Origin of the sequence: Neochlamydia sp. AcF95, assembly GCF_018342455.1 — a bacterium.
In the GTDB taxonomy this organism is placed as follows: Bacteria; Chlamydiota; Chlamydiia; order Chlamydiales; family Parachlamydiaceae; genus Neochlamydia.
The window spans coordinates 49,911-63,375 of the sequence record NZ_JAEMUC010000026.1 but is presented as its reverse complement, the minus strand read 5'-3'; the positions used below and the strand labels follow the sequence as shown (position 1 = coordinate 63,375).

Genomic DNA, 13,465 nt, shown 5'->3' with positions numbered 1-13,465 from the left:
TTTTCTTTATACTGGTTGGATAAAGAAAAAGGCGAAAAAGCCAAGGAGTGCTTTAATTAAAATTGCCAAATTCGGAGGCCATCTCTTTTTCTGCAGAGGCATTGGGATCGTATTTAACAGGGATATAATTAGCAAACTGCACAATTTCTTTCCGATAGGTGAAGTTAATACTTCCTACTCCACCATGGCGGTTTTTAGCTACGATCAATTCAGCCATACCTGGTTTATCCATCGGATCATAATATTCTCGCCTCAATAAGAATAAAATAATGTCCGAGTCTTGCTCAATGCTTCCACTTTCACGCAAATCACTCATCATCGGACGATGTCCTTGACGCTCTTCTACTTTTCTTGATAGCTGTGAGAGACATAGGACAGGAATATTAAGCTCTCTTGCCAAATTCTTTAGCAAGCGTGAGATCTCTGAGATTTCATTCTGACGATTTTCCTGTCCTCGAAAAGAGCCAGAACCTGTAATCAACTGCAAATAGTCTATCACTAAAAACCCTATGCCGTAAGTTTCTTTCATACGTCGGGCACGTGCTCTTAAATCTGTAATTTTAAGGCCTGGCTGATCATCAATGACCATGACATGATTTTGCATCATATTGACAGCTGAGACAATCCTTTGGTATTCAATGCCATTTAAAGAACCTGTTTTAATTTTATCTGACTCAACCTCCGATTGGGAACAAATAATTCGATGCACGAGCTGCTCTGCACTCATCTCTAAGGAAAAAACCCCTACGGGCATATTGCTCTTAAAGCAGACATTTTCAGCAATGTTGATAGCCAAGGCCGTTTTACCCATAGCGGGACGAGCAGCAAGGATCATCAAATTAGAATTGTTAAGTCCATTAATTAACTTATCCAGGTCGGTATAGTAAGTAGGAAGGCCCGTAATACCACTTTCTTCCGGCCCACGTTCTTGATAACGAACCTGCCGCTCTTCTAAAGCTTTCAAAAAAGGAGTAGCCGTTTCAGCTTTAACGCCCGATAAAATTTGGCTAATCAGCTTACCTGTCGTCTGATTGGCAGTCTGGCTTATTTGATAGAAAAGTTGTTGGGCCTCATCTAAAGCACCCAGCACATCTTGTGGCTCTTCTAGGGCTTTTTTTTCAACCACTTGAGACGTATTAATCATGCGTCTTAAAATAGCTTTGTTGCGAACAATGTCGGTGTATTCTTCAATATAGGCGGAAGTGCCAGCATATTGAGCTAAAGTTGTTATATAAGCAGCTCCACCTGCAGCTTTTAGCTTACCTAAACGCTTTAACTCTTCACAAACAAGATGCACGTCAGCAGGCTTATCATTTTTATAAGAAGTCTTAAGAACCTCGAAGATTATTTTATGCTCGGTGTAATAAAAATCGGCTTCATCTAGGCCATCCGCCGCAATGTTAAGGCCGTTGACACTGGTAAGCATGCACCCTAGAACCATCATTTCTGATTCTTTAGAGTTAGGAGCAACACGAACTTTAGAAGGATTATCTGACATACCCACATCTCATTAAATTTGGATAAAACTATACTATAAACCTCTAGTTTATCCCAAGAAATTGCCGTTCATTTCGTTAGCTTTAGCCCTTAATCCTCCTTAATTTTCTTAACTTAAGTTTTTTAATATGAAAGACTTAAAATTATTTAATCTATAGTTTAGTAAATATTTATTTACATAGATCAAAGCCCACCATTAAAGAAATGCTATAAGTTAAGATTTATCGGCTATTAGCAAAAACAAGAGGAATGAAAGTAGCTTAAGTACTGAATTAATGGCAGGCTTTGCCTTAATTTTTTAAGCTGTCTTGCAACCTATTAAAAATCAAAATGACATTCATCCAACAGCTGACGCTATGTTAAAAAAATTCTTGTCAATTCTATAAAAATCTTTTAAATAAAGGGGGTATGAGTGATCCAATTTCTTTAAACCTATTAGCTCGCCAAGCCACAAGCCTTAAGCAAACCCAGCGCCTGATGATGTCGCCGCAAATGCAACAGGCTATTCATTTACTGCAAATGCCTGTGCTAGAGCTTTCAGCCACAGTGGAGCAAGAACTTCAACAAAACCCTTTGCTCGACTTTATCGAGGATGAAGAAGAGCATTCTAGTTTAAAAAAGTTAGAAGAAGAAAATGCGGAAATTCCTGAAGAGGGCGAGCAACAACCTGAAAAAGAATTAACTTTTAATGAGAATGATTTTGAGATTATGAAAAAACTCGATGAAGAGTTTCGGGACTATCTATATGATCTTCCTCCCTCTAACCATCGCACACGAGAAGAAGAGAAGCTTAAAACATTTCAGGAAAGCTCCATTTATGCGGAAAGTTCTCTTTTTGAACATTTAATGCAACAGGCAAAAGAATCCTTTGATTGCGAAGAAGATAGAGCAATAGCTGAAGCAATCATTGGTAACTTCGATGAGAATGGATTTTTGCAAACCCCTGTCCAAGAAATCGCTTTGCTTTATAATTTTCCTATAGAAAAAATTAAAAACCTTTTGAAAACAATACAAGCTTTCGAGCCCTATGGGGTTGGAGCAGCTAATATGCAAGAATCTTTGCTGATTCAATTACGTTGTCGCCAAAAGCATCATACTCTCGCCTACAAAATTCTTGAAGAACATTATGAGGACCTTATTCATAATCGCATTCCTTCTATTAACAAAAAGCTTGCATGCTCCTCGGAAGAAATCTCAAAGGCTTTGCAAAAAGATATTTCTCGCTTGGATCTGCATCCTGGAACAGGACATTTTAAACATTTTGTCCAATATATTACTCCGGATGCCACTATTGAAATAAGTAATGATAACTTAGCTGTACGCATAAACAATGATTTTCTACCCTCCATGCGGATTAACAGACGTTATTTACAGATGCTAGAGGACGAATCCCTTTCTGCAGATGCCAAAGAGTTTATTCGTACTAAGTTATCCTCGGCTAAATGGCTCTTTAAAAATGTACATCAGCGTAATGACACTCTTTTAAAAATCTTAGAACTACTTACCAATCAGCAAAAGGAATTTTTTTTGGATGATGGTGGCAAGCTTATGCCTTTAACCATGAAATCAATAGCCGAACAATTGAACTTGCATGAATCTACTATTGCCCGCGCAGTTGCTAATAAATATATCGATACTCCCCGCGGGATCCTGCCTTTGCGCTCTTTTTTTACAAATGCTTTACAATCAGAAAAAGGAGAAGGCATTTCTTCTAATACTATAAAAAACTTACTAAAGGAAGTAATTAGCCAAGAAGATAAAAAACATCCTTTATCCGATGCCAATTTATCTAAGCTATTAACGGAAAAAGGAATGGACTGCGCTAGACGTACAATAGCCAAATATCGAGCAGAACTCAAGCTAGGCAATGCTCAGCAAAGGCGCCAATATTAAAGCTTTTTTTTCGAAAAATATGTAAAAGTTAACGACTTACTTTTTATCCTTACTCAATTTTCAACCCTTGAAGCGAGTTTAATAGAGATCTGATGCAATCGATAAACTTGGGAGAAAGAGATCCTGCTGACTAAAAAAACTGCTTAAAAAACAAAGAAAAGATGATTTAGCTAAAAAATTTACGCCGTCTAGCAGGAATGGTAAATTAAACCTAATATTTGGTTACTTTATAAAATTAAGAGCAAAGCTTTATTTTTAGCATGAATGAGCTTACACTTTAAGCTACACTAGATAGAAAAGGATGAAATCGCTGCTTATAATTTTGCTTTAAAAACATCTCCTTTTACCGTTTCCTATCGGTGTAAGCTGCTAGCAGCTAATAAGCTATTATGATGGACTCAAATCAGTAAACTTAGAGGATTGATTTAGCAGCAGGTATGATATGGATGAAGCATGGAAAAAGAGACCTTTTCTTATAGCCAAAAAAATTATTTCCTGATCCATGCAAGCTATTGTGCTGGTATAGTGAATTATTTAATTATGTAGGACAAGTTATGCAATCTAAATATACGGATTTTATTCCCAAAAGCCTTGTATGTTTTCGTGAAGGTTATTCAAGGCAATACTTTTTAAATGATCTTTTTGCAGGAATCAGCGTAGGTGTCATTGCCCTTCCATTAGCTCTGGCTTTCGCCATTGCTTCAGGGGTGTCACCAGAGAGAGGATTATTTACAGCAATTATCGCCGGTTTTCTCATTTCTTTGCTTGGTGGTAGCCGTGTGCAAATTGGGGGTCCAACGGGAGCTTTTGTTATCATCGTAGATGCGGTCATACAAAAGCACGGATATGAAGGGTTAGCTTTGGCCACCCTCATAGCTGGTATCCTGATCGTATTGATGGGGTTGGCACGCTTGGGTGTGCTTCTTAAATTTATTCCCTACCCTGTAATCACAGGGTTTACCACAGGCATTGCACTGATTATTTTTTCTTCGCAAATTAAAGATTTTTTTGGACTAGAGGCAGATAAAGTTCCTTCTGAGTTCCTTGAGAAGTATAAATTCTATTATGAAATCGCACCTACCTGGAACCTATGGGCCTTTTTAATTGCCTTTTCGACGCTCACCTTAATATTTGTATTAAGGCATTATCATCCTAGATGGCCAGGTGCAATCATTGCAATCACTCTAGCTACGGCTGCTGCCTATTTTTTTGATCTTCCTATTGAAACTATTGAATCCAAATTTGGAGGAATCCCTAGAACGCTTCCCAGCCCCTCTCTTCCCCACTTTTCCTATGATCTTTTTAAAGCGGTGCTCCCTGACGCCATTACAATAGCTTTATTAGGGGCTATAGAGTCTTTATTATCCGCTGTTGTGGCTGACGGAATGATAGGAACCAAACATAAATCAAATGGGGAGCTAGTGGCTCAAGGATTAGCTAATATAGGATCAGTAATCTTTGGAGGCATTCCAGCAACGGGGGCCCTTGCCCGTACCTCCGCTAACATAAAAATGGGGGCCAAAACGCCTGTAGCCGGGATGATTCACGCCATTACCCTTCTTCTGCTTATGCTTTTTTTGGCTCCTCTAGCAGGCAAAATTCCCTTAGCGGCTCTTGCAGGTGTCCTAACATTTGTTGCTTGGAATATGAGCGAGCTGCCGCATGTTATAGAAATTCTGAAAGGACATCAGAGTGACGCAATTATTTTACTCATCACATTTTTGCTAACCGTGTTGATAGATCTTACAGTTGCTGTACAAGTCGGTATTATCTTGGCAGCTCTTCTATTTCTAAAACGCATGACTGATAAAACTACCGTAGAAATTTGCCAAAATTTGGTGAATGAGAATAAAAATGAAATAGCAGAACCCCCGGATGGTGAGCTCCTTTTTCGAAAAGATATCCCTTCTGATGTGACAGTTTTTGAGATTAGAGGGCCATTTTTCTATAGCGTGGCTGATCTACTCGATGAGGTTCTTTTTCAATTAAACTATCACCCCCGGGTTTTTATTTTACGTCTTCATAAAACTCCCTTAATTGACGCGACTGGCTTACGAGCTATTAAACAATTTGGGCTGAAGTGTAAAAAGAAAGGCATAATATTTATGCTCGCTGATGTCGATGATAAAAACTATGATTTATTTATTAACTCAGGAATAGTAGAAGCCATAGGAAAAGACCTTATATTTAAAGACATTGAAGTTGCCCTTACTTATTGCAAATAGTTAATGTCATGGTTTACACCTAATTTTTTAGCGTTTATTATTCTCTGCCCCCATGAAATTTAATGGTAGATAGAAAACTTCGTTTCTAGGGGCAACTATATTCTTTAAAAGTTACAAGTAATTCTTTTGCCTCAATTATATGGATAATTGCCTCTTTTTCTTTCTATTTATTATTAATCTCTTGCTCCTTATCCTTTCCTTGCTGAAAAAGCTAGCATCTCATATAAGACAGCAAAAAAGGAAGTGCCAGCGGCCATTCGAGGATATGAGGAAAAGCTTAAAAATTTAAGGAGGGAACAACAAACAGCTATTCAAGAAACATTTCATAGTAAATACATTTGAAGAATTACATAATTTTCTGGACAGTAACCAAGTAGATACCCCGGTAATGATAAATGAACTTAAACAAGCATTACTAAGATACCAAACATATGTTGAATTACAATTTAAAGCCAACCAGCAGCTAACTGAGGAGATAGGAAATACTTCCGAAGAAGAGTCAAATCTTCAGGACTTACAAATATTTTTAATTAAACCCCTTAGGCCTCACAGTCCCTCCTCTTAGCTTAAGAGAAAGGATGGAAGGCCACAAGCAAACGGCCTTTCATTCTTATCCTTATCTTGAGAAATACTTCCCTTTTTTGGACCAATGATCCCATTAAACTTCCATTGCTCTAGCCAGCCATCGGTATCACAACTGGCTACGCTTCGTTTGTTAGAATAAAAGCTTCTCAATTTGGCAATTACTTCTTCAGCTTTTCCTGGCCGCTTAGCATAGAGGCGTTTCCTATCTAGATCAGTAAAAGAAAGTGGGTGCATTTCAAAAAAGAAGTCTGGATTAGCCGCCGTAATACAGTATTCCTTGCCCACCTGAAGAAATCTAATAGCACGAAAAGTCATCAATTTCTCTCTTATGAATTTTCCATTAGCAGACTCATAACAGGCTATTGTTCCATCGCTAAGCCCGACCACTAATTGGCTTTGATTATAGTCGCAAACCGTAAGCTTAACTTGGCTTTTCTTGAGGTACTTATCCGAAGGTAAAGGCTCAAGCTCTCCTTCATATATTTTGGTTCCATTTTCTGCATTCCACACGCGATATTCTTTTTTAGAGCCATTATTCCATAACATCATCACTTGAGAATCATCAAACTGGCATAGCTCTTTAAGGGGTAATTCGATGATCTTACCCTCTAAACGAATAAGCTGATCAGAAGGTAAGGAGGTAAAGTATCCTCCTAAATCTTTAAGAAGGTAAAGTGAACCATCTATACAATGAATCAAGGCTTGATTATCACGGCAGTCCATGCAAAGAATAGGATAGGCAAAAGATGTTTTTATCTCATGCCCCTCTGCAGTGGCTATATTAATTACCTTAATCTTTTTGCGTTCAGGCAGAATAAGGAGAAGAAAGTTTTGCTCAAAATAGGCTTGTTCAAATGCTCCTAGAAAACATAGGGCTTGCTTAGCTCTAGGCTCATTGTCTTTCCAACGGTAAAGATAGCCATCGGTAGTAAGCAAGTGAAGATGGTTGCCTTTCCAATGGATTAAATGGGCATGCTTATCCTTTAAATTATCAAAAATCAGCCTACCTGTCTTTCTGTTCAGTTTATAGAGCTGGGCTGTCCCCGCTGTCATTTTCAAAAAGGCTAGGTCTTTCTTGACCTTTAATTCTAAAATCTCTGGGGAGCCAGCCAAAGGAAGCTTATGCATCTGATGATGAAAATGTTCAGGAGAAAAAGAGGAGCGCAGCTTTCCAGGAACATACTTTTTCTTATAAATCTTTTTCCAGCCGAAGCGTGAAGTTTTAATTTGGGTAAGGTTGCTCCAGCGGCGGCAAAATAGCTTTTTCCATAAAAAAGAGTCTTCTGCTAATTGTTTCCAGGGCTTACTGACTAATGCGGCCATGCCTAAATCTTTTTCTGGCAACCAACTAAAGATAGCTGCTTGTAGCTCATTAGGTAGGTGACTAAAGCTAGGATTGAAATTTACTCCCATCGCTTTTTCCTTTTTCATTGAAATTAAGGTTAAAAAATCAAACAGAGAGATTATTAAATGATTATTTAATAACAAGCATACTATGGAAGAGATATTTGCATCAAACAATAATGATCTATATACACAATCATTAAAAAGTCATCAATCTTATTACCTTGTTACGTTAAAAGCATAAAGTTATTAGGATCTTTAATTGGCTAAGAAAATTTTGCGTTCCCGGCCAACATGGCGGTACTAAAAAAAGATGATAGGGATAAATTTCAGATTATTTAACTAATTGTGAAGGAATCTTTAGGCTTATTAGCAGCAGAATAAGCTGATTCTTAAGCACGAATAGACGATTAAGCATCCGGGTATTTGAAAAAAGAATAAGTTTAAAGATGACCTTAAAAAAAGCAACAGCGAGATGAAGATGATTTTCTTATTCCCTTATCTATCGCTCCCGATTAAGTTCTGCTTTTGAACCCCTGAATTTTAGCTAATACTCCTGCATGCATCCTTCATTCATGCATCCTTCATTGGAAAAGGTAAAAAAGAAACTTTTAGGATTTTTATTGCTTACTTTGTATATTCTATTTCACTTGCTTTTTTTAAACCCTTAGATATCCTTGCTTAAATATGCGCTATTTTCTTTCCTTGATTATCCTCGTTAATTTTTTAGTTAATTATTTACAAGCAGCTCCGCAAGTTCAGGTTGGCGCAGATCTTTTATTTACAAAAGATTACGTTCACCTACTTAAAAACAAAAGAATTGGGTTAATTACTAACCATACTGCTGTCAACAGCCAAATGAAATCCACTGCTTCTTTACTCAAATCTCATGCTAAGCAATACGATTTTACTCTTGCTGCTCTTTTTGCTCCCGAGCATGGGATCACAGGTTCTGCGCATGCCTCCGAATTTATAAAAGATGAAAAAGACTCTGCTGGTATTCCTATTTTTAGCCTGCACGGCGCCACGCGTCGCCCAACAGATAAAATGCTCGCCCAGCTAGATCTGCTTCTTTACGATATTCAGGATATCGGGTCACGCTCTTATACTTATATCACCACCCTATTTTACGTAATGGAGGAGGCAGCAAAACGTCAGATTCCTGTCATTGTTCTTGATCGCCCTAATCCTATTAATGGTAAGGTGATTGATGGCCCTTTGCTAGAAGAGAAGTGGCGCTCGATAGTAGGATACATTAATGTTCCTTATTGCCATGGAATGACAGTCGGTGAACTGGCGCGCTATTTTAATGATCAAGGCAAGGTAGGTTGCCAGCTTGAAGTTATTCCCATGCGAGGATGGCACAGGAATATGACTTTTCAAGACACAGGCCTTCCGTGGATTCCTACTAGTCCTTATATCCCTGAGGCCACTACAGCTTATTACTATCCTGTGACTGGCATCTTAGGAGAATTGCAAATGGTAAATACGGGCATAGGTTATACCCTTCCTTTTAAAGTCCTGGGGGCTCCCTGGATTGATGCTAAGATCTTTGCCCATCACCTCAATAGCCAAAAATTTCCAGGTGTTTACTTTGAGCCTTTTTACTATCGCCCTTTCTATGGAAGGTTTGCCAACGAAGATTGCAAAGGTGTCATCATCATTATTACTAATCATTTAACATATAAGCCCGTAAGTACTCAATATTTGCTCATTGGAATCTTAAAAAGCCTTTATCCCAAAGAATTTAAAGAAGCTTTAGCTAATTCACAAGATCGCAAGGCAATGTTTTGTAAAGTTAATGGGACAGACAAAGTCTATCAGATTATAAAAGAAGAAAAAAATATTGTCTGGAAGCTGCGTAGCCTTCACGAAAAAGAAAGAGAAAAATTTGCTCATCAAAGAAAAAAATATTTAATTTCTTCCTACGCAGAAGATTAGCACTCTCATAGACAAACTGCTAAAAACGATTATCCTTCTATTGACAAAAATTACACTAAAACCTAGAATCCGTATCTCCCTAAACAATTTTTCTAAATAGGAGCATTGTGCTATGACAAAAATAAAACCTCTTGGTAATCGCGTTTTAATTAAACGTTCTAAACCTCAGCCTACCAAAGGTGGTATCCTACTGCCAGACTCAGCACAAGAAAAACCAAAAGAAGGAGTGATTGTAGCTGCCGGTCCTGGTAAATTAAACGATGAAGGACAAAGAGAGCCCCTTAATGTACAAGTGGGTGATCGCATTTTATTCAGTTCATATGCGGGGACTGAAATCAAAAGTAGTGATGAAGAAGATGAGCTTCTAATCATGTCTGAAGATGATATACTTGGTATTCTTGCTTAACTGTGATTCCCATTCAAACTTTAAGGAGCTCTACTTATGCCAAAACTATTGCAATTTAACGAAGAAGCTCTAAAGTCCATCCTTAAAGGTGTGCGGACTTTAGCTAAAGCAGTCAAAGTAACCCTGGGTCCCAAAGGACGCAATGTGGTGATCAACAAAGGCTTTGGTTCTCCACTATCTACCAAAGACGGAGTAACCGTTGCTAAAGAAATTACTTTGAAAGACAAATTTGAGAATATGGGCGCACAACTTGTTAAAGAAGTGGCCTCTAAAACTTCCGATATAGCTGGCGATGGAACGACTACAGCCATTGTGCTTGCTGAAGCTCTTTTTAGTGCGGGTGTTAAAAATGTGACTGCTGGTGCCAACCCCATGATGATCAAGCGTGGCATGGATCAAGCAGTGAATGTAACTTGCCAAGCTTTAGATCAGTTAGCTTGCCCTATTAATACTCCCGAAGAAGTCAAGCAAATTGCTACTATTTCTGCTAATAATGATAGTAGTATAGGTGCCATTATTGCCGAAGCAATGGAAAAAGTTGGCAAAGATGGCATTATTTCAGTAGCCGAAGCCAAAGGTATTGAAACCACATTGGATGTGGTCGAAGGCATGCAATTTGATAAGGGCTATTTGTCTCCTTATTTTGTTTCTAACCCAGAAAACATGACGGTAGAATTATCCAACGCCGCTATCTTAATCACCGATAAAAAATTATCTACAGTTAAAGATGTGGTGCCTTTTCTAGAAAAAGTGATGGAGCAAGGAACAAGGCCTCTTCTTATTATCGCTGATGATGTAGATGGAGAAGCTTTAGCCACTTTAGTTGTCAATAAACTTAAAGCCGGTCTTCCCATTTGCGCCGTTAAAGCCCCAGGATTTGGAGATCGTCGTAAGGCTATGCTTGAAGATATGGCTATTCTTACTGGTGCAACGTTAGTTTCCGAAGAAACAGGCCTCCGCATTGATCAAGTAGATAGCGAAGTTTTAGGACACGCTAAGACAATCAAAGTTTCTAAAGAAGAAACAGTAATTATTGATGGAGCCGGTGAGCTGAAAAAGATTAAAGAAAGAGAAAATCAAATTAAAGCTCAGATCAATCATCCAGCTGTCTCAACTTACGATAAAGAAAAACTTGAAGAGCGCTTAGCAAAATTAGTAGGCGGAGTGGCTGTCATCAATGTAGGAGCAGCTACCGAAACAGAACTTAAAGAGAAAAAAGCTCGAGTGGAAGATGCCCTTCATGCAACGCGCGCAGCAGTAGCAGAAGGAATTGTTCCAGGGGGAGGAGTGGCTCTTTTACGTGCTATCAAGAGCTTAGAATCACTCAAATTATCTAGCGATGAAGCAATCGGAGTAAATTTAGTCCTTCAAGCTGCTTATGCACCAGCTACGGCTATTGCCAATAATTGCGGCAAGCAAGGGAATTTAATTGCCGAAAAAGTCTATGAATTTAAGGGAGCCTTAGGATATAACGGCTTAACCGATGAGTTTACAGATTTGATTAAAGCAGGCGTAATCGATCCTGTACGTGTAACTAAAACGGCTTTAATTAACGCCTCTTCGATAGCCTCTCTTCTTTTAACTACCGCTGCAATGATTACCGATAAACCAAAACCTAAATCTGCTATGGCCGGCGCCCCCGGTATGGGCGATATGGGTGGCATGGGTGGTATGGGTATGGGTGGCATGGGCGGTATGGGTGGTATGGGCGGCATGGACATGATGTAAAAATACCAGCTAGAAAGTCTTAACCTAACCGGAAGCCAGCAATGATGGCTTCCGGATTATTTTTTGGAGTAGTTATGCCTACATATGCCTATCATTGTACAAGTTGTAATGCTAATCATGAAGCCTTTCAAAAGATTAGCGAAGAACCTTTGAAAATATGCCTATCTTGTGGAAAGCCTACCTTGCAAAGAGGCCCAGGAGGAGGGATTGGATTAGCATTCAAAGGAAAGGGATTTTACATTAACGATTACGGAAAAGGCGCCTCTTCTGGCGAAGAAAAAGCTTCTAGCCCTGATAGCTGTGCCTGCGGCAAGAATAAATGCGAATAAAAAAGAGCTTATTCTCTTAAAAGCCTCTTATAGCCTCTGCTGAAAGCTCTTCGCATTTTTTGAGAGAATTACCAGCCTTTTTTGTGTAACCTGATGATTTTTTTCTTAATCTCAAATTGTTAGAGAATGCGAGGAAAACCTACAAAAAACTTTAGCCCCAAATTTTGGGCTTCTATAGTATATACTCTTTTAAAAATTTGAATGGTAAAACAAAAGAACCCTTTTGATCCTCCCCCTTTACTCCCTATTTCTTAAATATCAATCACCTCTTCATAGAGCGCCGTCTGCAGAATGGGAAGCAATAGTTGAGCCAAGAAGAAATTAAGCATTGGCTATTAGCAAAAAGGTGAAATTTTTAGGGGAGGAATTAAGAGTTAAGGCAAAAAAACGACAAAAATAAAATTAGCAAGAATTGGCTTGACCTATCTACCGTCAGAAAAAGCTCTTTCGGCTCTACAAGCTGCAATTGCAGCCCAAACAGATCTATTTCCTCTCAAAAGAAATAAGACAATTTTATCTGTTAAAAGCTTTAATTTAATCTCCCCTTACCTCTCCTTCCTGTAGGAACATGACAGCCAATTGAGCCGCAAGATTTAAATAAGAGCTTTTTAGAGAATGCTTTAGAGGAAGTAAAGCTGAATACTCATAAGATAAAATTTAAGGCTGACGGATTTCAAGCTGTAGACTTACCCAGCCTTGCTGCTCTTGCTCTTTAAGCACTTTCCACCCCCAAGCTTGGGCTAAATGGATGTAATCCTGCTTTTGCTCAGCTAAGATACCTGATACTAGGCAAATATCATGGCGACCATGAAGACATTTCAATGCCTCCCAAGCATTCTGCTGCTCAGTCATAATCATGTTCATTAAAATTACAGGCGGTGCAGAGAGAGAAGAGAGTATAAAATCTTGAGGGAGGCTAATGGTTACCTTATCCTGCATCTTATTTAGCAGAGCATTCTCTTGGCAATGTTTTAAAGCTTCAGGATCAATGTCCAGAGCATACACATGTTTTGCTCCTAAAGCGACTGAACATAAAGCTAAGACTCCACTGCCGCAGCCGATATCTACGACCTCTTTCCCCCCTACATTATCATTTAACATATCCACTATTAATCGGGTAGTAGGATGAGAAAGGTCCCCAAAGCCAGCTCCTGGCCTAAGTTTAAGCTGCTTTCCGTAAGAAGAGCAAGCATGCGGTAAATCAATATGCACGCAGCCATCATAAAAATTAAGGCCATGAGCTTCCCATTGTGATTGCCAATCAATTTCTCCTAGCTCACTAGGCTCAGCAAATTGAATGAAAGGGAAAAGGTTCAGTAAAGACTTAACGGTCGACTCATTCTCAGCCAAAATATAAATGCGAGGAAAAGCTTTAAAATCTTCTTCCATATAAAGAGGGGTTAAGCCTGCCTCTTGCAGCGATTCCCATGCTTCATCTAAAGAGGTTTCATTTTTAACATGTAAAGCAAAACAGGAAAAAGGCTTTATCTCATTCATTAGCTAACCAGGAAAGTCTG

Annotated in this window: 10 protein-coding genes; 7 read left to right on the top strand and 3 right to left on the bottom strand. The window is 38.8% G+C overall.

Annotated elements, in window-relative coordinates; translation table 11 throughout:
- Positions 1 to 52: 52 nt before the first annotated feature.
- Positions 53 to 1,498, bottom strand: a complete 1,446-nt coding sequence (dnaB, locus tag NEOC95_RS02260) for a replicative DNA helicase (protein WP_166158154.1) — start codon at positions 1,496 to 1,498, stop codon at positions 53 to 55.
- Between the two features lie 407 nt (positions 1,499 to 1,905).
- On the opposite strand from dnaB, the gene rpoN reads away from it, so the two are divergent.
- The 3 genes from rpoN (at position 1,906) to NEOC95_RS02245 (ending at position 6,180) form a co-directional block, all read left to right on the top strand.
- Entirely contained in the window at positions 1,906 to 3,390 is a 1,485-nt protein-coding gene (gene rpoN, locus NEOC95_RS02255; RefSeq protein ID WP_213151235.1) for an RNA polymerase factor sigma-54, read from the top strand.
- A 554-nt stretch (positions 3,391 to 3,944) separates the two neighbouring features.
- Entirely contained in the window at positions 3,945 to 5,615 is a 1,671-nt protein-coding gene (locus tag NEOC95_RS02250; protein ID WP_213151233.1) for a SulP family inorganic anion transporter, read from the top strand.
- Positions 5,616 to 6,003: 388 nt separating this feature from the next.
- Positions 6,004 to 6,180, top strand: coding sequence for a hypothetical protein (locus NEOC95_RS02245; RefSeq protein ID WP_213151231.1), 177 nt, complete (start codon positions 6,004 to 6,006; stop codon positions 6,178 to 6,180).
- Here NEOC95_RS02245 and NEOC95_RS02240 read toward each other — a convergent pair.
- A complete protein-coding gene (locus tag NEOC95_RS02240) occupies positions 6,177 to 7,613 on the bottom strand; it encodes an F-box protein (protein WP_213151229.1) in 1,437 nt (478 codons plus the stop codon). The two genes, NEOC95_RS02245 and NEOC95_RS02240, sit on opposite strands and share 4 nt — an antisense overlap.
- A gap of 618 nt (positions 7,614 to 8,231) precedes the next feature.
- Between NEOC95_RS02240 and NEOC95_RS02235 the strand changes: the two genes are divergently transcribed.
- The 4 genes from NEOC95_RS02235 (at position 8,232) to NEOC95_RS02220 (ending at position 11,948) form a co-directional block, all read left to right on the top strand.
- Positions 8,232 to 9,485 (top strand): exo-beta-N-acetylmuramidase NamZ family protein, encoded by a 1,254-nt coding sequence (locus tag NEOC95_RS02235; RefSeq protein WP_213151219.1) that lies wholly within the window; start codon positions 8,232 to 8,234, stop codon positions 9,483 to 9,485.
- A gap of 112 nt (positions 9,486 to 9,597) precedes the next feature.
- Positions 9,598 to 9,891 (top strand): co-chaperone GroES, encoded by a 294-nt coding sequence (locus tag NEOC95_RS02230; RefSeq protein ID WP_166158169.1) that lies wholly within the window; start codon positions 9,598 to 9,600, stop codon positions 9,889 to 9,891.
- A 36-nt stretch (positions 9,892 to 9,927) separates the two neighbouring features.
- A complete protein-coding gene (groL, locus tag NEOC95_RS02225; RefSeq protein WP_166158171.1) occupies positions 9,928 to 11,619 on the top strand; it encodes a chaperonin GroEL in 1,692 nt (563 codons plus the stop codon).
- Between the two features lie 41 nt (positions 11,620 to 11,660).
- Complete coding sequence (locus NEOC95_RS02220) at positions 11,661 to 11,948, top strand: FmdB family zinc ribbon protein (protein WP_249270138.1); 288 nt, start codon at positions 11,661 to 11,663, stop codon at positions 11,946 to 11,948.
- A gap of 657 nt (positions 11,949 to 12,605) precedes the next feature.
- Here NEOC95_RS02220 and NEOC95_RS02215 read toward each other — a convergent pair.
- A complete protein-coding gene (locus NEOC95_RS02215) occupies positions 12,606 to 13,445 on the bottom strand; it encodes a 50S ribosomal protein L11 methyltransferase (protein WP_213151217.1) in 840 nt (279 codons plus the stop codon).
- Between the last annotated feature and the right edge of the window lie 20 nt (positions 13,446 to 13,465).